23 protein-coding genes and 1 pseudogene are annotated in these 26,280 nt (G+C 67.8%); 14 read left to right on the top strand and 10 right to left on the bottom strand.

Annotated features, from left to right (window positions below; genetic code table 11):
- Positions 1-68: 68 nt before the first annotated feature.
- From GR316_RS10815 to GR316_RS10800, 4 genes are read left to right on the top strand one after another with little or no spacing between them, the layout of a single operon-like run.
- Entirely contained in the window at positions 69-2,261 is a 2,193-nt protein-coding gene (locus GR316_RS10815) for an RNA degradosome polyphosphate kinase (RefSeq protein WP_211783924.1), read from the top strand.
- A gap of 40 nt (positions 2,262-2,301) precedes the next feature.
- Positions 2,302-3,843, top strand: coding sequence for a Ppx/GppA family phosphatase (locus GR316_RS10810; RefSeq protein ID WP_211783923.1), 1,542 nt, complete (start codon positions 2,302-2,304; stop codon positions 3,841-3,843).
- A 34-nt stretch (positions 3,844-3,877) separates the two neighbouring features.
- A complete protein-coding gene (locus GR316_RS10805; RefSeq protein WP_211783922.1) occupies positions 3,878-4,363 on the top strand; it encodes a GNAT family N-acetyltransferase in 486 nt (161 codons plus the stop codon).
- Positions 4,364-4,395: 32 nt separating this feature from the next.
- The gene (locus tag GR316_RS10800; RefSeq protein ID WP_211783921.1) at positions 4,396-5,079 is read left to right on the top strand and encodes a molecular chaperone DjiA; all 684 of its coding nucleotides are present in this window, start codon (positions 4,396-4,398) and stop codon (positions 5,077-5,079) included.
- A 29-nt stretch (positions 5,080-5,108) separates the two neighbouring features.
- On the opposite strand, the gene GR316_RS10795 is transcribed toward GR316_RS10800, so the two are convergent.
- The 6 genes from GR316_RS10795 to betI form a co-directional block, all read right to left on the bottom strand.
- On the bottom strand, positions 5,109-5,366 hold the full coding sequence (locus GR316_RS10795) for a hypothetical protein (protein WP_211783920.1): 258 nt from the start codon (positions 5,364-5,366) through the stop codon (positions 5,109-5,111).
- Between the two features lie 123 nt (positions 5,367-5,489).
- Positions 5,490-5,879: a hypothetical protein gene (locus tag GR316_RS10790; protein ID WP_211783919.1), complete on the bottom strand. Its 390-nt coding sequence runs from the start codon at positions 5,877-5,879 to the stop codon at positions 5,490-5,492.
- A 51-nt stretch (positions 5,880-5,930) separates the two neighbouring features.
- On the bottom strand, positions 5,931-6,074 hold the full coding sequence (locus tag GR316_RS10785; protein ID WP_211783918.1) for a hypothetical protein: 144 nt from the start codon (positions 6,072-6,074) through the stop codon (positions 5,931-5,933).
- A gap of 117 nt (positions 6,075-6,191) precedes the next feature.
- Positions 6,192-7,844 carry a choline dehydrogenase gene (gene betA / locus GR316_RS10780; protein WP_211783917.1) on the bottom strand — a complete coding sequence of 551 codons (1,653 nt, stop codon included), beginning with the start codon at positions 7,842-7,844 and terminating at the stop codon, positions 6,192-6,194.
- On the bottom strand, positions 7,831-9,273 hold the full coding sequence (gene betB, locus GR316_RS10775) for a betaine-aldehyde dehydrogenase (RefSeq protein WP_211783916.1): 1,443 nt from the start codon (positions 9,271-9,273) through the stop codon (positions 7,831-7,833). The genes betA and betB overlap by 14 nt, the downstream gene beginning before the upstream one ends.
- Complete coding sequence (gene betI, locus GR316_RS10770; protein WP_211783915.1) at positions 9,273-9,854, bottom strand: transcriptional regulator BetI; 582 nt, start codon at positions 9,852-9,854, stop codon at positions 9,273-9,275. Before betI ends, betB begins: the two co-directional genes overlap by 1 nt.
- An 86-nt stretch (positions 9,855-9,940) precedes the next feature.
- Between betI and choX the strand changes: the two genes are divergently transcribed.
- The 3 genes from choX (at position 9,941) to choV (ending at position 12,790) form a co-directional block, all read left to right on the top strand.
- Entirely contained in the window at positions 9,941-10,867 is a 927-nt protein-coding gene (choX, locus tag GR316_RS10765) for a choline ABC transporter substrate-binding protein (protein WP_211783914.1), read from the top strand.
- Between the two features lie 67 nt (positions 10,868-10,934).
- Entirely contained in the window at positions 10,935-11,771 is an 837-nt protein-coding gene (gene choW / locus GR316_RS10760) for a choline ABC transporter permease subunit (protein WP_211783913.1), read from the top strand.
- On the top strand, positions 11,768-12,790 hold the full coding sequence (choV, locus tag GR316_RS10755; protein WP_211783912.1) for a choline ABC transporter ATP-binding protein: 1,023 nt from the start codon (positions 11,768-11,770) through the stop codon (positions 12,788-12,790). Before choW ends, choV begins: the two co-directional genes overlap by 4 nt.
- 9 nt (positions 12,791-12,799) lie before the next feature.
- On the opposite strand, the gene topA is transcribed toward choV, so the two are convergent.
- Positions 12,800-15,364, bottom strand: coding sequence for a type I DNA topoisomerase (gene topA, locus GR316_RS10750; protein WP_211783911.1), 2,565 nt, complete (start codon positions 15,362-15,364; stop codon positions 12,800-12,802).
- Between the two features lie 51 nt (positions 15,365-15,415).
- The gene (gene dprA / locus GR316_RS10745; RefSeq protein ID WP_211783910.1) at positions 15,416-16,504 is read right to left on the bottom strand and encodes a DNA-processing protein DprA; all 1,089 of its coding nucleotides are present in this window, start codon (positions 16,502-16,504) and stop codon (positions 15,416-15,418) included.
- A 74-nt stretch (positions 16,505-16,578) separates the two neighbouring features.
- On the opposite strand from dprA, the gene GR316_RS10740 reads away from it, so the two are divergent.
- From GR316_RS10740 to GR316_RS13965, 4 genes and pseudogenes are all read left to right on the top strand, one after another.
- Positions 16,579-17,265, top strand: a complete 687-nt coding sequence (locus tag GR316_RS10740; RefSeq protein ID WP_211783909.1) for an energy-coupling factor ABC transporter ATP-binding protein — start codon at positions 16,579-16,581, stop codon at positions 17,263-17,265.
- On the top strand, positions 17,262-17,858 hold the full coding sequence (locus GR316_RS10735) for a CbiQ family ECF transporter T component (RefSeq protein WP_211783908.1): 597 nt from the start codon (positions 17,262-17,264) through the stop codon (positions 17,856-17,858). The genes GR316_RS10740 and GR316_RS10735 overlap by 4 nt, the downstream gene beginning before the upstream one ends.
- Before the next feature lie 23 nt (positions 17,859-17,881).
- On the top strand, positions 17,882-18,430 hold the full coding sequence (locus GR316_RS10730) for a biotin transporter BioY (protein WP_211783907.1): 549 nt from the start codon (positions 17,882-17,884) through the stop codon (positions 18,428-18,430).
- Positions 18,431-19,061: 631 nt separating this feature from the next.
- Positions 19,062-19,271, top strand: a pseudogene (locus tag GR316_RS13965) (CatB-related O-acetyltransferase); the annotation flags it as partial.
- Positions 19,272-19,452: 181 nt separating this feature from the next.
- Here GR316_RS13965 and gltX read toward each other — a convergent pair.
- Positions 19,453-20,778 carry a glutamate--tRNA ligase gene (gene gltX / locus GR316_RS10720; RefSeq protein ID WP_211783905.1) on the bottom strand — a complete coding sequence of 442 codons (1,326 nt, stop codon included), beginning with the start codon at positions 20,776-20,778 and terminating at the stop codon, positions 19,453-19,455.
- Between the two features lie 106 nt (positions 20,779-20,884).
- On the opposite strand from gltX, the gene GR316_RS10715 reads away from it, so the two are divergent.
- Genes GR316_RS10715 through GR316_RS10705 form a run of 3 tightly spaced genes read left to right on the top strand, consistent with a single transcriptional unit; the run spans position 20,885 to position 23,258 of the window.
- Positions 20,885-21,598: a DUF484 family protein gene (locus GR316_RS10715; protein WP_249218768.1), complete on the top strand. Its 714-nt coding sequence runs from the start codon at positions 20,885-20,887 to the stop codon at positions 21,596-21,598.
- Complete coding sequence (locus GR316_RS10710) at positions 21,595-22,512, top strand: tyrosine recombinase XerC (RefSeq protein WP_211783904.1); 918 nt, start codon at positions 21,595-21,597, stop codon at positions 22,510-22,512. Before GR316_RS10715 ends, GR316_RS10710 begins: the two co-directional genes overlap by 4 nt.
- Before the next feature lie 41 nt (positions 22,513-22,553).
- On the top strand, positions 22,554-23,258 hold the full coding sequence (locus tag GR316_RS10705) for a CDP-alcohol phosphatidyltransferase family protein (protein ID WP_211783903.1): 705 nt from the start codon (positions 22,554-22,556) through the stop codon (positions 23,256-23,258).
- A gap of 42 nt (positions 23,259-23,300) precedes the next feature.
- Here the strand turns inward: GR316_RS10705 and ileS are convergent, their stop codons facing one another.
- Complete coding sequence (gene ileS, locus GR316_RS10700; RefSeq protein ID WP_211783902.1) at positions 23,301-26,174, bottom strand: isoleucine--tRNA ligase; 2,874 nt, start codon at positions 26,172-26,174, stop codon at positions 23,301-23,303.
- Positions 26,175-26,280 lie beyond the last annotated feature (106 nt).

The raw sequence follows: 26,280 nt of genomic DNA, 5'->3' as shown, positions 1-26,280 counted from the left end.
ATGGGCGCTTCCCGCCTGTTACAAAACATTCACACGACAGGCGCCAAGGCGGATTATATCGCGCAGACATGACCCTTGCTGATTTTCTCCGCACCGATCCGCGCGACGCCGTCGCGATGCCCGCCGCCGATCTCGACGGCCCCGGGCGCTTCTTCAATCGCGAGTTGAGCTGGCTCGGCTTCAACCAGCGCGTGCTTGAGGAGGCATCCAATCCGAACGTCCCGCTGCTGGAGCGGCTGCGCTTCCTGTCCATCTCGGACACGAATCTCGACGAATTCTACACGGTGCGCGTCGCGGGCCTTCGGGCGCTGGCGCGGCGGTCCAATCCCGGCCATTCGGCCGATGGCCGCAGCCCGGTGGAGCAGCTTGATCTGATCAACGTTCAGGCCCGCGGGCTGATGCGCCGCCAGCAGCTGGTCTACAATCAGCTGCGCCGCCAGATGCAGGCGCAGGGCATCCGCATGATGACCCGGTCCAAGCTGACCAAGGCCGATCAGCGCCATCTGGAACAGCATTTCCTGTCGGCGGTGTTCCCGGTCCTGTCGCCGCTGGCGATCGACCCCGCGCACCCCTTCCCCTTCATCCCCAATACCGGCTTCTGCCTTGGGCTGGAGTTGGAGCGGAGCAGCGACGGGCGCCCGCTTCAGGCCCTGCTGCCGGTTCCGGCGCAGGTGGCGCGCTTCATCGCCCTGCCCGGCCGCGCGGGCGAGCATCGGGTCCTGCCGCTGGAGGATCTGCTGCTCCTGCATCTCGACCGGCTGTTCCCCGGCTATATCAGCCGCGGTCACTGCACCTTCCGCGTGCTGCGCGACAGCGACCTCGAGGTGGAGGAAGAGGCCGAGGATCTGGTCCGCGAGTTCGAGACGGCGCTGAAACGCCGCCGCCGCGGCGATGTGATCCGCCTGACGATCAGCACCGGCGCCCCCGAGGATCTGTTCGCCCTGATCAAGGACGAGCTTGCCGTCACCGACGACGAGATCGTTCAGGTGCGCGGCCTGATCGGCCTCTCGGACCTGAAGGAACTGGTCCTCTCCTCCCGCCCCGATCTTTTGTGGCCGACCTTCACGCCGCGCGTGCCCGAACGCGTGCAGGATTTCGAAGGCGACATGTTCGCCGCGATCCGCCAGAAGGACATGCTGCTGCACCACCCCTACGAGACGTTCGACATGGTGGTGCGTTTCCTGCAACAGGCCGCGAACGATCCCGATGTGCTGGCGATCAAGCAGACGCTCTATCGCACCTCCACCGACAGCCCGATCGTCTCGGCGCTGTGCGAAGCGGCCGAGGCGGGGAAATCGGTCACCGCGCTGGTCGAGTTGAAGGCCCGCTTCGACGAGGCCGCGAACATCCGCCAGTCGCGCCGTCTGGAACGGTCGGGGGCGCATGTCGTCTATGGCTTCGTCAACTACAAGACCCATGCCAAGATCAGCACCGTGGTCCGGCGCGAGGGCGATCACCTCGTCACCTACACCCATTATGGGACGGGCAACTACCACCCGATCACCGCGCGGATCTACACCGATCTGAGCTTCTTCACCTGCGATGCCGCCTTGGGGCGGGATGCGACCAAGGTGTTCAACTACCTCTCGGGCTATGTGCAGCCCGAGGGGCTGGAGAACCTCGCCATCTCTCCCAGCGGCATGAAGCCCCGCCTGCTGGAACTGATCGCCGCCGAGGCCGCCCATGCCCGTGCGGGCCGCCCGGCCGCCATCTGGGCCAAGATGAACGCCCTGATCGAGCCGGAGGTGATCGACGCCCTCTATGCCGCCAGCCGCGCCGGGGTGCGCATCGATCTGGTGATCCGCGGCATCTGCGGCCTGCGCCCCGGCATCCGGGGCCTGTCCGAGAATATCCGCGTGAAATCCATCGTCGGGCGGTTCCTCGAACACAGCCGCATCGTCTGCTTCGGCAATGGCGAGGGGCTGCCCTCCAAGAAGGCGCGGGTGTTCTTCTCCTCGGCCGATTGGATGGGGCGCAACCTCAACCGCCGCGTCGAGACGCTGGTGGAGGCTACGAACCCCACCGTCAAGGCGCAGATCACCGATCAGATCATGGCCGCCAACATGGCCGACGAGGCGCAAAGCTGGGTGCTGACCGCCGACGGGCGCTATCTGCGCCCCGAAGCCGGACCGGGGGAGAAACTCTTCTCCTGCCATTGCTTCTTCATGGAGAACCCCTCGCTTTCGGGCCGGGGAACCGCCGGGGACAAGGACGTGCCGCGCCTGACCCACAGCTTCGACGATCCGAGGAAGGCCGAGTGAGCGCCCAAGCCCGATCATCTTTCGCGTCAGGGAGACGAGAATGACCCGTGTGACACCGACCACCGCCCAGGAGGCCGCCCTCTTCGGGCGCCCCCTGTTCAACGATCCCTCCGTGCGCGCGCTGCGCCGGGTCGGGGTGGTGGATGTCGGCTCCAACTCGGTGCGGATGGTCGTGTTCGACGGCGCGGCCCGCAGCCCGGCCTATTTCTTCAACGAAAAGGTCATGTGCGGTCTGGGCCTCGGTCTGGCGCAGACGAACCGGTTGAACCCCAAGGGGCGCGAACGGGCGCTGGCGGCGCTGCACCGCTTTGCCGTGCTGGCGCGCGGCATGGGCATCAAGGATATGAGCGTGGTCGCCACCGCCGCCGTCCGCGAGGCCGAGGACGGGCCGGAATTCCACGCGCAGGTGGAGGCGCTGACCGGGCTGAAGCTGCGGGTGATCGACGGCGATCAGGAGGCGCGCCTTTCGGCGCAGGGCGTGCTGTTGGGCTGGCCCGGCGCGCAGGGCATCGTCTGCGACATCGGCGGCAACTCGATGGAACTGGCGCGCATCAGCACCGGCGAGGTCGGCGCCCGCGGCACCACCCCGCTCGGCCCGTTCCGCCTGCAACAGGTGCCCGGCGGCGTGAAGGAACGCCGCGCCCATATCCGCGAGGTGCTGGAGCCGCTGCGCGATCTGATCCAGCCGCGCCGCGACCGCATCTTCCTCGTGGGCGGGTCGTGGCGGGTGATCGCGCGGCTGGACATGGAGCGGCGGCACTATCCCCTGACGGTGCTGCACGAATACCGCATGCAGCCCGCCGACCTCTTGGAGACGCTGGACTGGATCGGGCGTTCGGACCTTGGCGAATTGCGCTCGGCCACCGGCACATCGGCGGAGCGGATGGACCTCGTGCCCTATGCCTGCGAAGTGCTGCGCGAATTGGTGGAGATGTTCGATCCGTCCGAGATCGACATCTCCTCCTACGGGATCCGCGAGGGGCTGCTGTACGAACAGATGCCCAAACGCCTGCGCGAACGCGATCCGTTGATCGAGGCGGCCCGCGCCAGCGAGGCGAGTTCGGCCCGGATGCCCGGCTTCGGCAAGACGCTGTTCCAGTTCCTGCTGCCCATCTTCGAGGATGCGCCCGCCGACCGGCTGCGCCTGATGAAGGCCGCCTGCCTGCTGCACGATACGACATGGCGCGCCCATCCCGATTACCGGGCCGAGCTGTGTTTCGACAACGCGACGCGCGCCAACCTCGGCGGGCTGGACCATCCGGGGCGGGTCTTCCTTGGGCTGGCGCTGCTGCACCGCTACAAGAACAGCCGCGCGGGCACCCGGTTCGAACGGCTGTTCTCGCTGCTCGATGCCGAGGAGTTGCGCGATGCCGAGGTGCTGGGCAAGGCCATGCGCTTTGGCGCGATGTTCGCGATGGACGATCTGTCGCAGGCCGGAGAGCTGTCGTGGAAGCCGCGCAAGCGCGTGCTGACGCTGCGCCTGACGACGCAGGGCAAGGCCCTGTTCGGCGAGGTGGCGCAGTCGCGGTTCAAATCGCTGGTGAACGCGTTGCAGGCCAGTTCCGAAATCCGCGAGCCATGAGCCACGCGCCCATCCCCCCGAAGGAGGCTTTGCGATGATCCGCCCCGCCACGCTGGCCGATGCCCCCCGGATCCGTACGATCTGGAACGTCATGATCACCGACACCCTCGCCAATTTCTCGGAGGTGGAGAAGACCCCGGCCGAGGTGGAGGCCGCGATCCGCGAACGGCACGGTCAGGGATTTGCCTTCTTCGTCGCCGAGGATGCCGAGGACATCATGGGTTTTGCCACCTATGCCCAGTTCCGCGGCGGCCCCGGATACCGCTTCACCATGGAAAACACGGTCAGCCTCGTGCCGCGCGCGAAGGGGCGCGGCCTTGGCCGGGCGCTGATGGGCGCGGTGGAGGATCATGCCAAGGCGCGGGGCGTGAACTCCATGATCGCGGGGGTCAGCTCGGCCAATACCGAAGGGATCGGCTTTCACGCCGCCCTCGGATACGAGATGGCCGCGACGATCCCGCGCTGCGGGTTCAAATGGGGCCAATGGCTCGATCTGCTTCTGATGCAGAAATTCCTCTGACAGACGGCGCGGAACGCGCTATGATGGGCGTCATGTCCATCTGGTCCCGCATCACCGCCGCCCTTGCGGCGCTTGCCCATGGCGAACCCTTGTCCGAGGTGTTCGGACGGCTGCGCATGCCTCCGGAACGTTCGGTCGCGTTCACCATCGCGGTGATCGGCCTTGGTGCCAAGATGGCCAAGGCCGATGGCGAGGTGTCGCGCAGCGAAGTCGCCGCCTTCCGCCGCATCTTCGCCATCCCCAAGGGGGAGGAGCAGAACGCCGCCCGCGTCTTCAACCTCGCCCGGCAGGACGTGGCGGGGTTCGACGCCTATGCCCAGAAGATCGCCGACATGTTCCGCGGCGATTGCGAGGTGCTGACCGATGTGCTGGAGGGGCTGTTCCAGATCGCCACCGCCGACGGCACCTATTCGGAATCCGAGGATCTGTTCCTGCGCGAAGTGGCCCGCATCTTCGGCGTGGGGGATCGGTGCTTCCGGCTGCTGCGCAACCGCTTCGCCGGGCCGAACGGCTGCGATCCCTATGACGTGCTGGGCGTCGAGGCCGATGCCCCGCTGGAGCAGGTCCGCAGCGCGTGGAAGAAGGCCGTGCGCGCCAACCATCCCGATGTGCTGGTGGCCCGCGGCGTCCCGCACGAGGCGATCCGTCTGGCCGAGGAGCGGCTGATCCACATCAACCGCGCCTGGGATGAGATCAACTCCCGTCAGGCCGCATGAAGAAGGCCGCCCGAAGGCGGCCTTTTTGATCAGTTGCAGTTCTGGCCGGGAACGGCGCAGGAGCCGCCACCCGCGATGGCGCCGATCAGTGCGCCCTTGGTCTTGCCGCCGCCCGTGGCGTCCGCGATGACCGCACCTGCGGCTGCGCCGCCCAGCGTGCGGACCGCCGCATTGTTCACGGGCGAGTTGTTGTAGCCATAGGCGTTGCCATAGGGCTGCGGCGAGCAGCCCGCCACAGCGGCCATCGCGAGCGCTGCGCCCAGGATCATGATTTTCGTTTTTGCCATTGCTCGGCCTCCTCGTACATTCTTATCAGGGCAATCTATCCGAACCGGTGACGGCGGAAAGGCTCATTCTTTCACGTCCTCGCGCGCTCGGCGGGGCGACGCCGACGGCGATCACGGTTCGTGTCAGTCGTCCCAGTCATCGTCGTCGAAGGTGACCGGGGGGGCATCCGGGGCGAAGACGGCGGGGAACGCAGCCTCGGCCCGGGCGCGGTCGATGCGCAGCAGCGCGTCGTAATCCTGCGGGTCGAACGGATCCTCGGCGGGCACCACCTCGCGGCCGAACAGCCATGACAGGCGGCCGGCGTCCAGATTGCCCCGCTCGAACGGGTCCTCGCCGAAATGCGCCCAGAGCGCGGCCATGAACGCTTCGTCCGCGGCGCGGTCCACGTTCTTGCGGTCGCGGAAGCGTTCGCGGCGGATGATCTTCGTCGGCCCCTCCTTGGAGGCGCGGCGAATGGTGAATTGGTGATCGGTTCCCGTAAGGCGGCCCGGGAACCCGCGATGTTTCTGCATGGTGGTCCAGTCAAAGGCGGGCGGGGCGCGATGCCCCGCCGCGCGTCATCATCAGCTGCCGTATTTGCCGGTATAGGTCGGCTCGGTGGTGACAGGGGCGGGTTGCGTAACGACCACTTCCTCGCGCTTGGGGGCGCAGGCGGCGGCCAGCGCGGCGACGAAGAGGGCGCAGGTGATGCGGGCGGTCAGCGACATGATTCACTCCTAAAAGCTCGGGTCGGGGACCATCCCCTTCTCCGTGGCATGGACAACTAGCACCGTGCCGCGTCAAGGCTAATTCAAAGGCAGGATTTTGCACACCCGAAAGTGAACTCAGCGCTGGCTCTCCGCCCAATCGGGGTGAATCCACGGGGTCAGATGCACGGGAGGCAGGCGCCGGTCAAGGATCAGATCCGAGGCCCGCTCCCCCACCATGATGCTCGGCCCGTTCAGATTGCCGTTGGGGGTGCGCGGAAAGATCGAGCTGTCGGCCACGCGCAGCCCCTCGGCGCCGATCACCCGGCATTCGGGATCGACCACCGCCATCGGATCGTCCGCGCGCCCCATCCGGGCCGTGCCGCAGGGGTGATAGGCGCTTTCGGCATGCTCCCGGATGAAGGCGTCGATCGCATCGTCCGATTGCAGGGCCGCGCCGGGCTGGATCTCGTGCTTCACATGCGGGCGCATGGCCTCTTGGGCGAAGATCTCGCGCGTGAGGCGGATGCAGGCACGGAACTCGGCCCAATCCTCGGGATGGGACATGTAGTTGAAGCGGATCACCGGGTCCGATCCGGGATCGGCATCGGCCAGCGTCACCGTGCCGCGCGATCTCGACCGCATCGGCCCAACATGCACCTGAAAACCATGCCCCTCGGCCGCCGCGCGGCCATCGTAGCGCACGGCCAGCGGCAGGAAGTGGTACTGGATGTCGGGATATTCGACCCCGGCGGCATGGCGGATGAAGCCGCAGGCCTCGAACTGGTTCGACGCGCCGAGGCCGCTATGCAGCGACATCCATTGCAGCCCCACCCGCAGCTTGCCCGGCAGGTTCCAATACCGGAACAGCGTGTTCGGCTGCAGCGCGGCGTATTGGACATAGACCTCCAGATGATCCTGAAGGTTCGCGCCCACGCCCGGACGGTCGGCGCGGACCTCGATCCCGTGGCGGGCCAATGCCTCCCCATCCCCGATCCCCGACAGCATCAGAAGTTTCGGCGTGTTGATCGACGAGGCCGCGAGGATCACCTCGCGCGCGGCGGGGATCACCTCCACCCGGCCGCGGCGCAGGACCTCCACGCCGGTGGCGCGGGCGCCGTCCATCACCACGCGCTGCGCCATCGCCCGGATCAGCGTGACGCGGCCCGTGCGCAAGGCGGGGCGCAGATAGGCGCTGGCGGCCGACCAGCGCCGCCCCTTCCAGATCGTCGCCTCCATCGGGCCAAAGCCTTCCTGCTGGCGGCCGTTGTAATCCTCGGTCCGGGGATAGCCGGCCTCCTGCCCCGCCGCGATGAAGGCATCGAACAGCGGATTGCGGCGCGGGCCACGGGTGATGTGCAGTGGGCCATCCGTGCCGCGCCATCCGTCATCGGGCACCGGGCCGTGCCACTGCTCCATCCGCTGGAAATAGGGCAGCACATCGGCAAAGGACCACCCCTCGGCCCCGGCCTCGGCCCAGTGGTCGTAGTCGCGCGCATGGCCGCGCACATAGACCATTCCGTTGATCGACGACGACCCGCCGATCACCTTGCCCCGCGGCGTCACCAGCCGCCGCCCGCCCAGATGCGGTTCGGGCTGACTGCTGAAGCCCCAGTCGTAGCGGGGCATGTTCATCGGAAAGGACAGCGCCCCCGGCATCTGAATGAACGGCCCGCGATCCGAGCCGCCATGTTCGATCACGGTGACGGTCCGCCCCGCCTCGGCCAGCCGGTAGGCCATGGCGCAACCGGCGCTGCCCGCGCCGACGATGACGTAATCAGTAGGGTGCATCGACCGGCCCCATCCCGACATAGACGGATTTCAGCTGGGTGTAATGTTCGATCGCGGCGCGGCCGTTCTCGCGCCCGACCCCCGACGCCTTCACCCCGCCGAACGAGGATTCGACCGGCGTCAGGTTGTAGGCGTTGATCCAGCAGGTTCCGGCCTGAAGCTGCGCCACGACGCGGTGCGCGCGGGCCAGATCGGCGGTGAACACCCCCGCCGCCAGCCCGTATTCGGTGGCGTTCGCGCGGGCGATCACCTCGGCCTCGTCGTCGAAATCAAGGACGGCCATCACCGGGCCGAACACTTCCTCGCGGGACAGGGTCATGGCGTCCGTCACCTCGGCAAAGACGGTGGGGGGCACGAACATCCCCTCCCCCGCGCCGCCCGTCACGAGGCGCGCGCCCTCGCGCAGCGCGAGGTCCACATGCGCGCGCACCTTGGCGACCTGCGCCGCGCTGACGAGCGGCCCCATCTGCGTGCCGGGATCGAGCGGATCGCCCAAGCGGATCGCCTCGGCCCGCACCTTCAGCGCCTCGAGGAAGCGCGCCTTCACCGCGCGGTGGACGAAGACGCGCGTTCCGTTCGAGCAGATCTGCCCCGAGGAATAGAAGTTCCCCAGCATCGCCGCGCCCACGGCGCTGTCGATATCGGCATCCTCGAACACGATGAGGGGGGATTTCCCGCCCAGTTCCATCGTGACGTGGCGAATGCCTTCGGCCGCTGCGGCATAGACCTTGCGCCCCGTCGGCACCGATCCCGTCAGCGACACCTTGGCCGTGCGCGGATCGCTCACCAGCGCCGCGCCCACGCCGCCGAAACCCTGCACCACGTTGAAAAGCCCGGGCGGTGCCCCCGCCTCGGTCAGGATCGCGGCCAGCTGCAGCGCGCCGAGGGGCGTCACCTCGGACGGTTTGAAGACCATCGCATTGCCCATGGCGAGCGCGGGCGCGGCCTTCCAGCAGGCGATCTGGCTGGGATAGTTCCACGCCCCGATGCCGACGCAGACGCCCAGCGGCTCGCGGATGGAATAGGCGAAATCGGCGCCCAGCGGCACGGTTTCCCCGGTGACGGTGGGGGCGAGGCCCGCGAAATATTCCAGTGCATCCGCCCCCGAAGGCCAGTCGGCCACCTCCGTCTCCTGAATGGGCTTGCCGGTGTCCAACACCTCCAGCACCGACAGATCGGCGTTGCGCGCGCGGATGAGGTCGGCGGCGCGGCGCAGAACGCGCCCCCGCTCCACCGGGCGCAGGCGCGCCCAGTCCCGCTGCGCGCGCTCGGCCGCCGCCAGCGCGCGGTCGATCACGGCGGGGGTGGCCTCGTGCAGGCGGGCGATCACCTCGCCCGTCGCGGGAAAGACGACGTCGAAGGCGCGCCCTGCGGCATCCTCCACCCACGTTCCGTCGATGAAATGACTGGCGGTCGGTTGGGCTTTCATCACGTCTCTCCCTTGATTTCGGACTCGATCAGAACAAACACCATGGTGACGCTGGCAGCCGGGTCCGGAATGACATCGCGCAACGCATGACGCAGATAGACGCCATCAATCAGGGCACCGGCACTGGCCGCGATGGCCGGTGCACGCGCGCCCGCCATGGGGCGCAGGCAAGCCACGAGGTTCGAATGCAGCCGCCGCTGATAGATCGTCAGCAGCCGCTGCGCCGCCGGAACCGTCTGCGCCAGCACATAGAAGTTCAGCCAGACGCTGATGATCTCGGGCCGGAAATGGTTGACGGAGAAGGAGGCGTTCAGGATCGCCGACAGCCGTTCCGCCGGGGCATGGCGACCGCGCAGCATGGACCGCACCTCGGCCCCATAGGCGACCAGAACGGCGCGCATGGCGGCAAGGAACAGATCCTCCTTCCCGCCGAAATAATGATGCGCCAGCGCCGGGGACACGCCCGCCCGGCGCGCGATCTGCCCGACCGTCACCTCCAGCGTGCCCGTGCGGCCGATCTCATCCAGCGTCGCTTGGATCAAGGCCGCCCTGCGGACAGGCTCCATACCCATTTTCGGCATGATCACCCCTCGATGCTTGCATCTCGGGCTTATCGCTTTTTTAATTGACTCGTCAATCAACAATACTGTCCCCACGGGAGCTTCGCATGAAAACCCTCGCCCCTACCCTTGTCGCCGCCATCGCCGCGGCCGCCATCGCCGGCCCCGCCGCCGCCCAATCGCAATGCGATACGGTCCGCATGTCCGATGTCGGCTGGACCGACATCACCTCCACCACGACGCTGACGCGCCAGATCCTCGAGGCGCTGGGCTATGACGTGAACGTGGACGTGATCGGCGTTCCCGTCACCTTCGCCTCGCTGAGCGCGGGTGACATCGACGTGTTCCTCGGCAACTGGATGCCCTCGCAGGAGGCCGCGTTGCAGCCCTATCTCGATGACGGGTCCATCGAAACGCTGGCGGTCAACCTCGAGGGGACGAAGTACAACATCGCCGTGCCGAGCTATCTCGCCGCCGAGGGGCTGACGAGCTACGAGGATCTGCCGCGCTTCGCCGACGAGCTGGATCACAAGATCTACGGGATCGAGCCAGGCAACGAGGGCAATGAATACCTGATCGGCCTGACCGAGGCGGGCGGCCCGCTGGAGGGGTGGCAGATCGTGCAATCCTCGGAGCAAGGGATGCTGGCGCAGGTCTCGCGCCTCTATCCGCGGCAGGAGCCTGTGGTCTTTCTGGCATGGGCGCCGCATCCGATGAATGCCAGCTTCGATCTGACCTATCTGCAAGGCGGCGAGGAGTTCTTCGGCAGCGAGGGCGTCGTGAACACCATCGCGCGCAAGGGCTTTGCCGAGGAATGCCCCAATGTCGCGCGCCTGCTGACCCAGCAGCGTTTCACCCTGCCAATGGAGAATGAGATGATGGGCCTCATCCTCGATGACGGGATGACCGCCGATGCCGCCGTGAAGCAGTGGGTCGCCGCCCATCCCGACGTGATCGCGCCGTGGCTGGACGGCGTGACCACCGTGGACGGGGCCGAGGGCCTGCCGGCGGTGCGCAAGGCGCTGGGTCTTTGACCCGGACGGCGGGGTGGTGTACCCCGCCCAATCGCATTGCTGAGGCAGGCAACACCAAGGGATGGGCATGATCGACTGGCTGACGGACTACAAGATCCCGGTGGGACGATGGGCGAAGATGGTCTTCGATTGGCTGAACGCCAATGGCGGGCCGGTCTTCGACGTCATCTCGGACGTGATGGACACCCTGATCGAGGCGGTGCTGTTCGTCCTGCAGGGGGCGCATCCGCTGATCGTCGTGGCCGCCTTCGTCGCGCTGACATGGGCGTTGCAGCGCAACTGGAAGACCTGCCTTCTGGTGCTGGCGGGCTTCTTGTTCATCATCAACCAAGGCTATTGGGAACCGACGACCGAAAGCCTCGCGCTCATCATCATCGCCTGCGCGACGACCATGATCATCGGCGTGCCGATCGGCATCGCCGCCGCGCATCGCCCGCGCCTTCTGCAGACGATCACGCCCTTTCTGGACCTGATGCAGACGCTGCCGACCTTCGTCTATCTGATCCCGGCGATCGTGTTCTTCGGCCTTGGGATGGTGCCGGGCCTTCTGGCGACGGTGATCTTCGTGCTGCCCGCCCCGATCCGGCTGACGGCGCTCGGCATCGGCTCCACCCCGGCCGCGCTGACGGAAGCGGCCGAGAGTTTCGGCGCCACCCCCCGTCAGAAGCTGTGGAAGGTGGAACTGCCCTGGGCGCTGCCGCAGATCATGGCTGGTCTGACGCAGGCGATCATGCTGTCGCTGTCGATGGTCGTCATCGCGGCGCTGGTGGGCGCCAACGGGCTGGGCGTGCCGGTGGTGCGCGCGCTGAACACCGTGAACACTGCGCTCGGCTTCGAATCGGGCTTCATCATCGTCGTCGTGGCGATCCTGCTGGACCGCATGCTGAAGGTGACGCGCACATGACCGCCGTGGAATTCGACAATGTCTCCATCGTGTTCGGGGATGCCCCGGCCAGCGCCCTGCCCCTGATGGATGCCGGCCGCAGCCGCACCGAGGTGCAGGAGGCGACGGGCCAGATCCTCGGCGTGCACGACTGCTCGCTTCGGGTCGAGGAGGGGGAGATCCTCGTGCTGATGGGCCTCTCGGGGTCGGGCAAATCCACGCTGCTGCGCGGGGTGAACGGCCTCAACCCCGTGGTGCGGGGCGAGGTGCGGGTGCATGACGGCACGCGCATGATGTCGGTCACCCATGCCTCGGCGCGCGATCTGCGCCGCCTGCGGCTGTCGCGGGTGGCGATGGTGTTTCAGGGCTTCGGCCTGCTGCCATGGCGCACGGTGCGCGAGAATGTGGGCCTCGGCCTCGAACTCGCGGGCATTTCGGCGCGCGAACGGCGCGAGCGGGTGGATGCGCAGCTCGATCTGGTGCACCTGTCGCAATGGGCCGACCGGCGCGTCGGCGATCTGTCGGGCGGGATGCAGCAGCGCGTCGGCCTTGCCCGCGCCTTCGTCACCGAGGCGCCGATCCTGCTGATGGACGAGCCGTTCTCCGCGCTCGATCCGCTGATCCGCAACCGCCTTCAGGACGAGCTTCTGGGCCTTCAAGCCAAGCTGAAGCGCACGATCATCTTCGTCAGCCACGACCTCGACGAGGCGTTCAAGATCGGTAACCGCATCGCGTTGATGGATGGCGGGCGGATCGTGCAATGCGGCACCGCGCGCGACATCATCACCGACCCCGCATCCGAATATGTGGCCGATTTCGTGGCCCATATGAATCCGCTGTCGATCCTGAAGGCGCGCGATGTGATGGTCCCCGGCCCCACCGCCGCCCCCCTTGCGGTGGAGGCGGAGACGCCGGTGAGGGAGGTGATGGCCCGCCTGAAGGATGGCGCGACCGAGATCGCCGTGACCGAAGGCGGCCGGCCGATCGGCACGATCCATGCCGCCAGCGTCATGGGCCGCCTGCTCGACCCGCGCGGCTGAGGCGCGGGCCTAGTCCGCCGCCTTGGGCTTTGCGGCCTTCTTGGCGGCGGGCTTCTTCGCCGGGGCCTTCTTGGCCGCGGGCTTGGTGGCGGCTTTTTTCGACGCGGCCTTCTTCTTGCCGCCCTTGGACGCCTTTTCGTTCACCAGCGCGATCGCCTCGTCCAGCGTCACCGTTTCGGGCTGAAGCTCCTTGGGCAAGGTGGCGTTCACCTTCTCCCATTTGACATAGGGGCCATAGCGCCCGGCCATCACGCTCAGCGCGCCGCCATCGGGGTGATCGCCGAGTTGTCGCAGCGGCTCGGCCGGGGCGGCACGGCCCCGCACCTGCTTGGAGGCGAGAACCTCCACCGCGCGGTTCATGCCGATCTCGAACACCTCGTCGACCTCGGGCAGGTTGGCGTATTTGGTGCCGTGCTTCACATAGGGGCCGAAGCGGCCGATCCCGGCCTCCACCATGACGCCATCCTCGGGATGCGGACCGATGGAGCGGGGCAGATCCAGCAGCCGCAGGGCCTTTTCCAGATCCATATCCGCCGGGGACCAGCCCTTGGGCAGGCTGGCGCGGGGGGGCTTGGGCTGTTCGGCCGTCGCATCGCCGCGCTGGACATAGGGGCCGAAGCGCCCGGTCTTCAGCCAGACCGGAATCCCGGCGTCATCCTCGCCAAGGACGCGTTCCGCCGCGCCCTCGTCCTCGCCGCCCGAAATGGGCCGCGTGTAGCGGCATTCGGGATAGTTGCCGCAGCCGATGAACGCCCCACCCCCGCGCGAGGTCTTCAGATGCAGCCGCCCCTGTTCGCAGACCGGGCAGACGCGCGGGTCCGACCCGTCGCCCCGCGGCGGATAGAGATGCGGCGCAAGGAATTCGTCGATGGTGGTCAGCACCTCGCCGATGCGCAGATCGGCCGTCTCGGCGATCGCGGCCGAGAAATCGCGCCAGAACCGCGCCAGAACGTCCTTGTAGGTCCGCTCGCCCGCCGACACGTCATCCAGTTCCGCCTCCAGATCGGCGGTGAAATCGTATTCGACGTAGCGTTTGAAATAGTTGGTCAGGAACGCCGTGACGAGGCGGCCCTTATCCTCGGGGAACAGGCGGTTCTTGTCCTTGCGGACATATTCGCGGTCCTGAATCGTCGTCAGCACGCTGGCATAGGTGGACGGACGGCCAATCCCCAGCTCTTCCATGCGTTTCACCAGCGTCGCCTCGGTATAGCGCGGGGGCGGCTGGGTGAAATGCTGCTCGGGGGTGACGCCCAGCTTCTTGGCGGCCTCGCCCTGCATGATCTGCGGCAGACGGCCGTCGTCCTCGGCGTCGTCGTCGCGGCCTTCCTCGTAGATGGCGAGGAAGCCGTCGAACATCACGACCTGCCCCGTGGCGCGCAGCACCACCTGTTCGTCGGCGCTGCCGATATCCACCGTGGTCCGTTCCAGCCGCGCAGCCGCCATCTGGCTGGCCAGCGTCCGCTTCCAGATCAGATCGTAGAGCTTGCGCTGATCCGCCTCCAGACGCAGCGTCTCGGGCGAGGCGGACATGTCGGTCGGCCGGATGCATTCATGCGCTTCCTGCGCGTTCTTGGCCTTGTTCTTGTACATCCGCGGCGAGGACGGGACGTAATCTTCGCCGAAGCGGCGCTTGATCTCGTCGCGTGCGGCCATCACCGCTTCGGGGGCCATGTCGATCCCGTCGGTACGCATATAGGTGATGTGCCCCGCCTCATAGAGACGCTGCGCCGAGGACATGCAGGCCTTCGCCCCCATGCCGAACTTGCGCGACGCCTCCTGCTGGAGGGTCGAGGTCATGAATGGTGCGGAGGGGTTGCGCGCGGCGGGCTTGGCCTCCACCGAGCGGACGGAGAGATCGCGCGAGGTGACGGCCTGCACCGCAAGCTCGGCCGCTTCGGCGGTGGCGATGTCGTAGCGGTCCAGCTTGCGGCCGCCCAGCACCGTCAGACGGGCCTCGAACTCGGCGCCGCGGGGGGTCTGAAGCTGGGATTTCACCGACCAGTATTCGCGGGCACGGAAGGCTTCGACCTCCATCTCCCGCTCCACGATCAGGCGCAGGCAGACCGATTGCACCCGCCCGGCCGATTTCGCGCCGGGCAGCTTGCGCCACAGCACCGGCGACAGGTTGAACCCCACGAGGTAATCGAGCGCGCGGCGGGCCAGATACGCCTCCACCAGCGGGGCGTCGATGTCGCGCGGGCGGGCCATCGCCTCCTGCACGGCGGCCTTGGTGATCGCGTTGAAGGTGACGCGGCGGACCGTCTTGCCCTTCTTCAGGCTGGAGGCCAGCGCCTCCTGCAGGTGCCACGAGATCGCCTCCCCCTCGCGATCGGGGTCGGTGGCGAGGATCAGCGTGTCGTCGGTCTTCAGCGCGTCGGCGATCGCCTTCACATGCTTGCGGCTTTCGGCCGCGACCTCCCACTTCATGTCGAAATCGGCATCGGTATCGACCGAACCGTCCTTGGGCGGCAGATCGCGCACATGGCCGTAAGAGGCCAGAACCGTATAGTCCGACCCGAGATATTTGTTGATCGTCTTGGCCTTGGCCGGAGATTCGACGACGACGACAGCCATGCACATTTCCCTTCGACAGCGGGCCTAGATGTGGTCAGTCCGCCCCACTTGTCAATGAGGGGCGCGGCAGAGCATGCCCCCGGACTGCCGTTCGACCCGCCCCTCCAGCTCCAGCGACAAAAGCGCCGGGGCCAGCGATGCGGCGCTGAGGCCAAGGTCGCGGATCAGTTGATCCTCGGCCAAGGGCGCGGGGCCGAGGCGGTCGAGGATCGCCGCCTCCAGCCCCTCCGCCGGGATGCGCGGCGGGGCGGCGGCGGGCGGCGGCGGGGGTGCGGCGCGCCGCACCCGGGCCCCGAAATTGACCGCCGGTTGCCCGGTGGCGGCCAGAAGTTCGGCCGCCTGCGTCAGCAGCACCGCCCCTTCGCGGATCAGTTGGTTGCAGCCCGCCGCCCGTGCATCGAACGGATGGCCCGGCACGGCAAAGACCTCGCGCCCCTGCTCCAACGCTTCGCGCGCCGTGATGAGGCTACCGGACCGCGCCGCCGCCTCCACCACCACCACCGCATGCGACAGGCCCGAGACGATGCGATTGCGCAGCGGGAAATGGCGCGCCTGCGGCTGGGTGCCGGGGGGCTGCTCGCTCAGCAGGCAGCCCTGCTCGGCGATGCGCTCGGCAAGGGCGGCATTCTCGGGCGGATAGGGCACATCGACCCCGCCCGCCAGAACCGCCAAGGTGCCGCCCTCCAGCGCGGCCTCGTGGGCGGCGGTGTCGATGCCGCGCGCCAGCCCCGAGGCGACGACCTGCCCCGCCTCGGCCAAGGCAAAGGCCAGCTTGCGCGCCATCCGCACCCCGAGGCTGGAGGCGTTGCGCGCCCCCACCACCGCCACCATCGGCCGCGCCAGCAGATCGGCATCGCCCCGCATCCACAGCACCGGCGGCGCATCCGCGATCGCCGCCAGCGCCGGCGGATAGGCCGCATCGCCCCAGCAGATCAGCCGCGCCCCCGCCGCCTTGCCCCGCTGCAATTCGGCCATCGCGACCCCTTCGGGGCAAATCTCGTACCGCTCCACCCCCGAGGCGCGGGCGGCCTCCGGCAACGCCTCCAACGCGGCGCGCGCGCTGCCGTGTTCGGCCAGAAGCCGGTGGAAGGTGACGGCCCCGACGCGGCGGGAACGGATCAGGCGCAGAATGTCGATCATGCCCCCGTCTTGCCGGCAAAACGGTTAATGTGCGCTTAACTTGATTAGGCGCGGGAAACGCGGCATCAGGCGGCATGGATGGAATCGTGCTTCAGGGTGCAGAGGTGACGGTGCAGGGGCACAGGCTGCTGCAGCCGCTGACCCTGCATCTGACGGAACGGCGCATTGCCGTCCTTGGCCGCAATGGCGCGGGCAAGACGACGCTGCTGCGCCTTCTGGCCGGGCTTCAGCCCGCAAGCGCCGGCACCGTGCAGGTGGAGGGCGCGGACCCCGCCGATCGCCGCGCCATGCTCGGCGCGATCGGGATCCTGTTCCAGAATTCCGACCATCAGATCATCTTCCCGACGGTGATCGAGGAATTGTCCTTCGGGCTGCGCCAGATGGGCCGCCCCGACGCCGAAGAGACCGCCCGCGCCGCACTGGCCGCCGAGGGGCGGGCGGATTGGGCGGATCGCCCGGTCTCCACCCTGTCGCAGGGGCAGAAGCAGTATCTGTGCCTGCTGTCGATCCTGCTGATGGCCCCGCAGACGATCCTGCTAGACGAACCCTTCGCCGCGCTGGACCTGCCGACCCGCCTGCGCCTTCGGCGGCGCCTTGCCGATCTGCCGCAGCGGCTGATCACCATCACCCACGACCCCGCCTCCGTCGAAGGGTGCGAGCGTGTGCTGTGGCTCGAAGGCGGGGCGATCCGCGCCGATGGCCCCCCGGCCGCCGTGCTGCCCGATTTCGTGGCCGAGATGGAGCGGCTGGCCCGCGCATGATCGCCCTCACCTCCCCCATCCGCACGCCATGGCACCGCATCCCGCCCGCGCCGAAGCTCGTGGCGCTGGTGGTGCTGACGGCGGGGGTGCTGGCGCTGGAACGGCCGCTGCCGCTGGCGCTGCTGCTGGCGGGGGTCGCGGGCGGTTATGCCGCAGGCGGGCGGGCCTTCATGGCCGAGGGCGCGCGGGTGATGCGCCCGCTTTTGCCGCTGATCCTCGTGCTGGCGGCATGGCACCTCGTTCTGCGCGCCCCGGAGGCCGGAGCCGTCCTGATCCTGCGCATCCTTGCGGCGGTGGGGGCGGCGAACCTTGTGACGATGACGACGCGGCTCGATGCGATGATCGCGCTCGTCACGCGGCTGGCGCGCCCGCTGGCGCCGGTGCTGCCGCCCAAGGCGTTGGCGCTGGCGATTGCGCTGATGATCCGCTTCATCCCGGTCGCGGCGGCGCGCCATGCGGCAGCCCGCGATGCGTGGCGCGCCCGCAGCCCGTCCCGCCCCGGCTGGCGCACGGTGCCGGCGGTTCTTCTCGGAACGCTGGACGATGCCGACCATGTGGCGGAGGCCTTGCGCGCGCGCGGCGGCATGTCATAACGCCTCCATAAATGGAGGGGACGATGGAACGGAATCTTTCTCTGATCGCGCTGTTTGCCGCATTGATCGCGGCGCTGGCCATGATGCCGCAGATCCACCTGCCGATGGGCGTGCCGATCACGGCCCAATCGCTGGGGATCATGCTGTGCGGTACGGTGCTGGGGCCGAAGCGCGGGGCGCTGGCGGTCGGGCTCTATATGCTCGTGGCGGCGATGGGCCTGCCGATTCTGGCCGGTGGACGCGGCGGGCTCGCGCCCTTCGTCGGCCCCTCGGCGGGGTTCATCTGGGGCTGGCCGGTGGCGGCGATGGTCACGGGCTGGATCATGGGCCGCTGGCGCGGCGGCGTGGGTCTGACGGCCTTCTGCGCCAGCGTGATCGGCTGCATCCTCGTCCTCTATCCCTTCGGGATCGTCGGTCTGTGGCTTCTGGCCCCGCAATCGACCGCCCTGCCGACCATCGCGCTGAGCATGGCCGTCTTCCTGCCGGGCGATCTGCTGAAGGCCGTGCTGGCCGCCGGCATCACCCAGACGCTGGCCCGCGCCCGCCCGCAATCGCTGCTGTCGCGGAACTGATCCGTTCCACGGGCTGCCCCGCAGGCGCGGGGCGGCCCGACACCACCCCCGGCGGACGCCCTTACGCGGCGGATTCCGCAGGTCTATATCGCACTTGTCGCACAACTCTAGGATGAATTTATCCTTAGGTAGTCGCCGTTTATACTTTCCGGGCACTGTTTGGGCTGCTACGCTTGCGGCTAGCGTCTGCCCCTGATGGGCCCCGTCCGCCGGGACCGGAAGGCGTCATCGCAATCAGACAAGAAAGCATTCGATGGATCTGAGAATCAGCACTTGGGACACCCTTCGGCGCAAACTCAAGATCGAGACCGAAGGCACATGGAAGAAGCGGGTCATACGCGTCAGGAGCGGTACGCGCTTTGAGGCGCAGTGCTTCTCGTCCTCCTCGCTGGAACATGTCCGGTACATGGGCGCATTCTCGATCATGAGGACCGGGGCCTCTGCGGGCCCCGTCTCCATCGGGCGGTTCGCGGCGGTGGGCGCCAATTTCGTATGCGCCCCGCCGGAGCATCCCCTCGACTCGCTCGGGACATCCTCGGTCTTCCTGAAATCCTATGGCTGGGCGCAGGGAGATGACGGATTCTACGACGTGCCCCGATCCAGCCGCCGCCTCCTCAGCCGGCAGGTCGATATCGGATGCGATGTCTGGATCGGGCGCGATGTGCTGATCAAGGGCGGCGTAAAGATCGGGCACGGCTCGATCGTCGCGGCGCGGTCGGTCGTCACCAAGGACGTGCCCCCCTACAGCATCGTCGCCGGCAGTCCAGCACGGCTGATCCGCATGCGGTTCGACGAAGAGATCTGCCAGAACCTGCTGGAGGTGAAATGGTGGGATCTCGATCCATCTTGGATGAAGGGCGTGGACCAGACCGATGTGCGGGCCTGTCTGAACTTCCTCAATCCGCGGATCGGCTCCATCGATCCGCTGATGCCCGGCAGCGTCGTCTTCGGCGATACCGATTACGAAATCCACCCCGGCCGCAAGGCCTAGCGGCGCCGGGCCTTCGCCCGGCACCTTGCGCTCATTCGACGGCGCGGATGCGTTGCAGGAGGGGCATGACATCGGCCATGTCCGGCCCGTGCGCCTGCCCCGTCAGCGCCTTGCGCAGCGGCATGAAGAGGCCCTTGCCCTTGCGGCCCGTCGCACCCTTCACCGCCGCCGTCCATTCCCCCCAAGTGTCCTTGGTGAACGGGCCTTCGGGCAGCAGGGCCAGCGCCTCGCGCACGAAATCGGCATCCTCCGGGTCGATCTGCGGTTCGGCGCCGTCGCGGAACAGCGTCCACCACCCCTCCAGATCGTCCAGCACGGTGATGTTGTCGCGCGCCACCGTCCAGAACGGCGTGCGCAGCGCCTCGGGAACGCCGAGCGCGGCGATCCGTGCCTCGACCGCCGTGAAATCCAGCCCCTGCACCCAGTGCTTGGTCAGCGGGAAAAGATCCTCGGCGTCGAACTTGGTCGGGGCCGCGCCGAAGCTCTCGATCTCGAAGCCCGCGATCAGCTCTTCGTGGGTCCGCACCAGTTCCACCGGGCGCGACGAGCCGAGCCGCGCCATCAGCGACAGCAGGGCCATCGGCTCCACCCCCCGGGCGCGCAGATCGCGCAGCGACAGCGTGCCGAGGCGCTTGGACAGCGCCTCGCCCTGCGGGCCGGTCAGCAGCGAATGGTGCGCGAATCCGGGCGGGGTGCCGCCCATGGATTGCATGATCTGGATCTGCGTCGCCGTGTTGGTGACATGGTCCGCCCCGCGCACGATGAAGCTGACCCCCATGTCGATATCGTCCACCGAAGAAGCGAAGGTATAGAGCACCTGCCCGTCCTGCCGGATCAGCACCGGGTCCGAGACCGAGGCCGCGTCGATCGAGATGTCGCCGAGGATGCCGTCCGTCCATTCGATCCGGCTCTGATCCAACTCAAAGCGCCAGTAGCCGCCGCGCTCGGCGCGCAGGCGGGCCTTCTCGTCCTCGGTCAGGCGCAGGGCGGCGCGGTCATAGACCGGCGGGCGGCCCATGTTCAGCTGCTTCTTGCGCTTCAGATCCAGTTCGGTCGGGCTTTCGAAGCATTCGTAGAAACGACCGGCCGCGCGCAGTTGATCCGCCGCCTCGGCATAGCGTTCCAGACGGGCCGACTGACGTTCCTCGCGGTCCCATGTCAGGCCCAGCCATTCGAGGTCTTCCTTCAGCGCGTCGACATATTCCTGCTTGGAGCGTTCCTGATCGGTATCGTCGAGCCGCAGGATGAAGGTACCGCCCGCCTTGCGCGCGATCATCCAGTTCATCAGCGCCGTGCGCAGGTTGCCGACATGGATGTAACCGGTGGGCGAAGGGGCGAAGCGGGTGACGACGGTCATGGGAAATCTCCGAGCTCGGGCCGGGCGACCTGTTTCACGAAAGCCGCGCTTTGTCCATATCCGCGACCGGGGCGTTGCCTGCCGCACGCACGCGGATATAGTGCCCATGGCCACAATGAACGAGAGCGGGATGCAGTCCAACAACGGACCGACCGACTGGCGCGACAGGATCCTGTCGCAGCCCGAACTGGTGCTGGAGGATCACGACGTCATGCGCGCGCTGATCCGGGCGGGGGATACGCGGCGCGGCGGCAACGTCGTCGATCTGCGCGGCGCGGCGATGGAACGTCTGGAAACGCGGCTCGACGCGTTGGAAGACACGCATCGCCACGTCATCGCCGCCGCCTACGAGAACGTGGCGGGTACGGCGCAGATCCACCGCACGATCCTGCAGATCCTCGATGCGCCGACCTTCCCCGCTTTGCTGGAGGGGCTGGAGGGCGACATCCGCGAGACGCTGCGCGTGGACACCGTTCGCCTCGTCCTCGAAACCGGCGAGGAGGAGCAGGACCCCGCCCTCGATCGGTTCGACGATGTGCTCTGCGCCGTGCCGTCGGGATTCATCACCGATTATGCGGGCCGCGAGGGGCCGGTGATCCTGCGCCGCGCCGCCGGCGGGGTGGAGACGATCTATGGCGACCGCACGGCCTGGGTCCGGTCCGAGGCGCTGCTGCTCCTCGATCTGGGCGCGGGGCGGCGTCCGGGGATGCTGGCCTTCGGCTCGCAGGATCCCGACCAGTTCCGCACGGGGCACGGTACCGACCTCCTGACCTTCCTCACCGGCGTGTTCGAGCGGGTGATGCGCCGCTGGCTGTCATGAGCCTTGCGATCCCGCCCGCCGCGCGCGATGCGCTGGAACGCTGGCTGTCGCATCTGGCCTCGGTGCAGGGCCGCTCGCCCGCGACGGTGACGGCCTATGGGGCGGATGTGTCGCGCTGGCTCGACTTCCTCGCCCGCCACCGCGGCGAGGGCTACGGCCTTGCGGCGCTGGTGCAGGTGGCGCAGACCGACATCCGTTCTTGGATGGCGGCGGAGCGGGCGGCGGGGCTGTCCTCGCGCTCGCTTGCGCGGCGGCTGACGGCGGTGAAGACCTTCACCGATTGGCTGGCCGAGCGGGAGGGCGGCGATGCCACGGTCGTCTTGTCGGCCCGCAGCCCGCGCTATCGGCGCACCCTGCCCCGCCCCTTGGCCGAAGACGCCGCCCGCGCCATGCTGAACGAGGTGGCCTATCACCCCGAGGAATGGATCGCCGCCCGCGATCAGGCGGTCGTGACGCTGCTCTATGGCTGCGGGCTGCGCATTTCCGAGGCGCTTGGCCTCGATGCCGACGCGCTGCCTTTGCCCGAGGTGCTGCGCATTCGCGGCAAGGGTGGCAAGGAGCGGCTGATCCCCACCCTGCCCATCACCCGCGAGGCGGTGGCCCGCTATGCCCGCCTTTGCCCGTGGGATCTGTCCGAGGGGCCGCTGTTCCGGGGGGCCAAGGGCGGGCGGCTCGGGTCCGCGCAGGTGGCCCGCACCGTCGCCGAGGCGCGGCGGCGGCTGGGCTTGCCGGCTTCGGCGACGCCCCATGCCTTCCGGCACTCCTTCGCGACGCACCTTCTGGACAAGGGCGGCGATCTGCGCACGATCCAGACGCTGCTGGGCCATGCCTCGCTGTCCTCCACGCAGACCTATACCAGCGTCGATGCCGCGCGGCTGATGGATGTCTATTCGCGCGCCCATCCCCGCGCCTGATCCAGTTGCGCCGGGCGGTGCGAACGTCCATGATCCCCGCCATGAATCTTCGCCTCAAAGCCCTGTTCGTCCACCTGCTTACCGCCACGGGCGCGGTCCTTTCGATGCTGGCCATGCTGGCCGCCGTCGAAGGGCGGTGGGCCGTCATGTTCCTGTGGCTGGTGGTTGCGCTGATCGTCGATGGAATCGACGGCCCGCTGGCCCGCCGCTATCAGGTCGATCGCAACTGGCCGTCCTATGACGGGGTGCTGATGGACCTCATCATCGACTATCTGACCTATGTGTTCATCCCGGCCTTCGCGCTGTTCCAGTCGGGGCTGCTGTCGGGCTGGGAAGGCTGGCTGACCATCATCGCCATCACCTATGGATCGGTGGTGTATTTCGCCGATACGCGGATGAAGACGAAGGACTATTCCTTTGCCGGCTTTCCGGGCTGCTGGAACATGGTCGTGCTGGTGCTGTTCGCGATCCGCCCGAACGAGACGGTGATCCTCGTCGTGTCGCTGGCGCTGACGGCGGCGATGTTCACGAACCTGAAGTTCATCCATCCGGTGCGCACGAAGCGGTGGCGGACGGTGTCCCTGCCGGTGGCGATCCTGTGGACGGTCTTTGCCGGATGGGCGGCTTGGGTGCGCTTCGATCCGCAAAGCTGGGCGCATTGGGGCCTCGTCGGCACCTCGATCTACCTGCTTCTGGCGGGGATCGCGCAGCAATTGGTGCCGCCGCGCGGTCGGGCCGAAGCCTGAGGGCGGCGGGGCGAAGGCGCGGGGCGCCTTCGCCGTCTGTCGTCAGCCCAGCGCCGCGTCGCAGCGGGCGCAGGTTTGCGGATGGGAATGCGTGCCGACATCGGGCAGGATCTGCCAGCAGCGGGCGCATTTCTCGCCCTCCGCCTCTTGGAAGACGACGGCGACGCCCGGAACATCCGCAAGCGTGAAGGCCTCGGCCGGGGCGGGCGCGCCCGTCAGCGACAGGCCCGAGGTGATGCAGATCTCCGCCATATCCACCGATTGCAGCGCGGCCAGAAGGCGCGCATCGGCCACATGCACCACGGGCGCGGCCTCGAGGCTGGCCCCGATGACCTTGGCGCTGCGCTGCACCTCCAGCGCGGCCGTCACCACGCGGCGGGCCGAACGGATCGCCTGCCATTTACCGGCCAGCGCCGCATCCGCCCAGCCTGCGGGCGTTTCAGGCATGTCGCGCAGATGCACCGACGACTCCTCGCCCGGGAAGCGCGAGAGCCAGACATCCTCGGTCGTGAACACGAGGATCGGCGCCAGCCACGTCACCAGCCGGTGGAACACGAGATCGAGCACCGTGCGCGACGCGCGGCGGCGCAGCGCATCCGGCGCGTCGCAATAGAGCGCGTCCTTGCGGATGTCGAAATAGACCGCCGAGAGATCCGTCGTGCAGAAGGTGAAGAGCTTCTGGAACACGCCTTGGAAATCGAACGCGGCATAGCCCGCCCGCACCTCGGCATCGAGTTCGGCGATGCGGTGCAGAACCCAGCGTTCCAGCTCCGGCATCTCGGCCGCGTCCACCCGCTCCGCCTCGGAGAAGTCCTTCAGCGCGCCCAGAAGGAAGCGCAGCGTGTTGCGCAAGCGGCGGTAGCTGTCGGCGGTGCCCTTCAGGATCTCTTTGCCGATGCGCTGATCGGCGGTGTAATCGGCCTGCGCCACCCACAGACGCAGGATGTCCGCGCCGTATTCCTTCACCACCGCCTCGGGCACCACGGTGTTGCCGAGGGATTTGGACATCTTCATGCCCTTCTCATCCAAGGTGAAGCCATGCGTGACGACGTTGCGATAGGGCGCGCGCCCGATCGTGCCGCACCCTTGCAGCATCGAGGAATGGAACCAGCCGCGATGCTGGTCGGTGCCTTCCATATAGACATCGGCGATGCCGTCCTCGGTGCCGTCGGCGCGGTCGCGCAGCACGAAGGCATGGGTCGATCCGGAATCGAACCACACGTCCAGCACGTCGAAGATCTGCTCGTACTCGGCGGCGCGGTCGCCCAGAACCTCTTCCTTGAAGCCGTCGCGGTACCACACATCGGCGCCCTCGGCCTCGAAGGCGGCGACGATGCGGGCATTCACCTCGGCGTCGCGCAGCAAGAAGCCCGCATCGTCCGGCTTGGCTCCCTTCTTCACGAAGCAGGTCAGCGGCACGCCCCAAGCCCGCTGGCGCGAGAGCACCCAGTCGGGCCGCGTTTCCATCATCGAGCGCAGACGGTTCTGGCCGGATACCGGCGTGAACGTCACCAGCCGCTCGATCGAGGCGAGCGCCCGGCTGCGGATCGTGTCGCCATGCGCGCCCAGACCGTCATCGAGCGGCCGGTCGATCCCCGCGAACCATTGCGGCGTGTTGCGGAAGATCAGCGGCGCCTTGGACCGCCACGAATGCGGGTAGGAGTGTTTCACCTTGCCCTTGGCCAGAAGCGCCCCCGCCCCGGCCAGCGCCTTGATGTTGGCGACGTTGGCCGGGCCATCCTTGCCGTCGGCGGTGATGATGTGCTGCCCGCCGAAGAGCGGCAGATCGGCGCGGTAGCTGCCATCCGGCTCCACGTTGTAGGTCATGGGCAGGCCGAACTTCAGCCCCAGCTGATAGTCGTCATCGCCATGGCTGGGCGCGGTGTGCACGAAGCCCGTCCCCGCCTCGTCGGTGACATGATCGCCCGGCAGCATGGGAACGTCGAAGTCCCACTCGCCCTCTCCGCCCTCGATCCCGCGATAGGGATGGGCCAGCGTCACGCCCTCGAACTCGGTCGTCGGCACGTCGCGCAGGCGCGTGCCCGTCACCTTGGCCTGCGTCAGCACGCCTTCGGCCAGCGCATCGGCAAGGATCAGCAGTTCGGACGGTTTGCCCTCGGCCTCGTCGGTGCGATAGAGGCCGTAGGCGATGGCCGGGTTGTAGGCCACGGCGCGGTTCTGCGGGATCGTCCACGGCGTCGTCGTCCAGATCACGATCGAGGCCGCGCCTTCGGCCACCCGGTGGGCGAAACGCACCCAGATCGTGTGACTGGTATGGTCGTGATACTCCACTTCCGCCTCGGCGAGGGCGGTCTTTTCCACCGGCGACCACATCACGGGCTTGGACCCCTGATAGAGCGTGCCGTTCATCAGGAACTTCATGAACTCATCCGCGATCACCGCCTCGGCGTGGAAGTCCATGGTCAGGTAGGGATCGGCCCAGTTGCCCGTGATCCCGAGGCGCTTGAACTCCTCGCGCTGGATGTCCACCCAGCCTTCGGCAAAGCGGCGGCATTCCTGACGGAAGGCGACGATGTCCACCTCGTCCTTGTCCAGACCCTTGGCGCGGTACTGCTCCTCGATCTTCCATTCGATCGGAAGGCCGTGACAATCCCAGCCGGGAACGTAGCGCGCGTCATGCCCCATCATCTGATGCGAGCGGACGATCATGTCCTTGATCGTCTTGTTCAGCGCGTGACCGATATGCAGGTGCCCGTTGGCATAGGGAGGGCCGTCATGCAACGTGAAGGGCGTGCGGCCCGTCTTTTCGCGCAGGCGGTCATAGATGCCGATGCGTTCCCAGCGTTCCAGCCATTCCGGTTCGCGCAGCGGCAGGCCCGCGCGCATGGGGAAGTCGGTTTCGGGCAAAAAGACGGTGTCGCGGTAATCGGGCGCGGGGGCGGTGGTCTCGCTCATGGAGCGTATCCTCATATCGTCGTGGCAGGGGAAATGCCGTGCAGGATCATCCCGGCGGGCCGCTGGCGGTCAGCTCGCCGGGCCGCTAATTCGACGTATGGGGTGC

This window comes from Falsirhodobacter algicola (assembly GCF_018279165.1).
GTDB lineage: Bacteria > Pseudomonadota > Alphaproteobacteria > Rhodobacterales > Rhodobacteraceae > Falsirhodobacter > Falsirhodobacter algicola.
This window is presented reverse-complemented; position numbering and strand designations above follow the sequence as displayed.

Bases quoted from the DNA above. Each gene is read 5' to 3' on its own strand.
- GR316_RS10800 (WP_211783921.1), top strand. From the start codon at position 4,396: ATGTCCATCTGGTCCCGCATCACCGCCGCCCTTGCGGCGCTTGCCCAT.
- GR316_RS10740 (WP_211783909.1), top strand. From the start codon at position 16,579: ATGGATGGAATCGTGCTTCAGGGTGCAGAGGTGACGGTGCAGGGGCAC.
- GR316_RS10785 (WP_211783918.1), bottom strand. From the start codon at position 6,074: ATGTCGCTGACCGCCCGCATCACCTGCGCCCTCTTCGTCGCCGCGCTG.
- betB (WP_211783916.1), bottom strand. From the start codon at position 9,273: ATGAAAGCCCAACCGACCGCCAGTCATTTCATCGACGGAACGTGGGTG.
- GR316_RS10735 (WP_211783908.1), top strand. From the start codon at position 17,262: ATGATCGCCCTCACCTCCCCCATCCGCACGCCATGGCACCGCATCCCG.
- GR316_RS10705 (WP_211783903.1), top strand. From the start codon at position 22,554: ATGAATCTTCGCCTCAAAGCCCTGTTCGTCCACCTGCTTACCGCCACG.
- dprA (WP_211783910.1), bottom strand. From the start codon at position 16,504: ATGATCGACATTCTGCGCCTGATCCGTTCCCGCCGCGTCGGGGCCGTC.
- GR316_RS10815 (WP_211783924.1), top strand. From the start codon at position 69: ATGACCCTTGCTGATTTTCTCCGCACCGATCCGCGCGACGCCGTCGCG.
- GR316_RS10715 (WP_249218768.1), top strand. From the start codon at position 20,885: ATGGCCACAATGAACGAGAGCGGGATGCAGTCCAACAACGGACCGACC.
- choX (WP_211783914.1), top strand. From the start codon at position 9,941: ATGAAAACCCTCGCCCCTACCCTTGTCGCCGCCATCGCCGCGGCCGCC.
- GR316_RS10730 (WP_211783907.1), top strand. From the start codon at position 17,882: ATGGAACGGAATCTTTCTCTGATCGCGCTGTTTGCCGCATTGATCGCG.
- gltX (WP_211783905.1), bottom strand. From the start codon at position 20,778: ATGACCGTCGTCACCCGCTTCGCCCCTTCGCCCACCGGTTACATCCAT.
- betI (WP_211783915.1), bottom strand. From the start codon at position 9,854: ATGCCGAAAATGGGTATGGAGCCTGTCCGCAGGGCGGCCTTGATCCAA.
- GR316_RS10810 (WP_211783923.1), top strand. From the start codon at position 2,302: ATGACCCGTGTGACACCGACCACCGCCCAGGAGGCCGCCCTCTTCGGG.
- GR316_RS10795 (WP_211783920.1), bottom strand. From the start codon at position 5,366: ATGGCAAAAACGAAAATCATGATCCTGGGCGCAGCGCTCGCGATGGCC.
- ileS (WP_211783902.1), bottom strand. From the start codon at position 26,174: ATGAGCGAGACCACCGCCCCCGCGCCCGATTACCGCGACACCGTCTTT.
- choW (WP_211783913.1), top strand. From the start codon at position 10,935: ATGATCGACTGGCTGACGGACTACAAGATCCCGGTGGGACGATGGGCG.
- GR316_RS10710 (WP_211783904.1), top strand. From the start codon at position 21,595: ATGAGCCTTGCGATCCCGCCCGCCGCGCGCGATGCGCTGGAACGCTGG.
- GR316_RS10805 (WP_211783922.1), top strand. From the start codon at position 3,878: ATGATCCGCCCCGCCACGCTGGCCGATGCCCCCCGGATCCGTACGATC.
- betA (WP_211783917.1), bottom strand. From the start codon at position 7,844: ATGCACCCTACTGATTACGTCATCGTCGGCGCGGGCAGCGCCGGTTGC.
- choV (WP_211783912.1), top strand. From the start codon at position 11,768: ATGACCGCCGTGGAATTCGACAATGTCTCCATCGTGTTCGGGGATGCC.
- topA (WP_211783911.1), bottom strand. From the start codon at position 15,364: ATGGCTGTCGTCGTCGTCGAATCTCCGGCCAAGGCCAAGACGATCAAC.
- GR316_RS10790 (WP_211783919.1), bottom strand. From the start codon at position 5,879: ATGCAGAAACATCGCGGGTTCCCGGGCCGCCTTACGGGAACCGATCAC.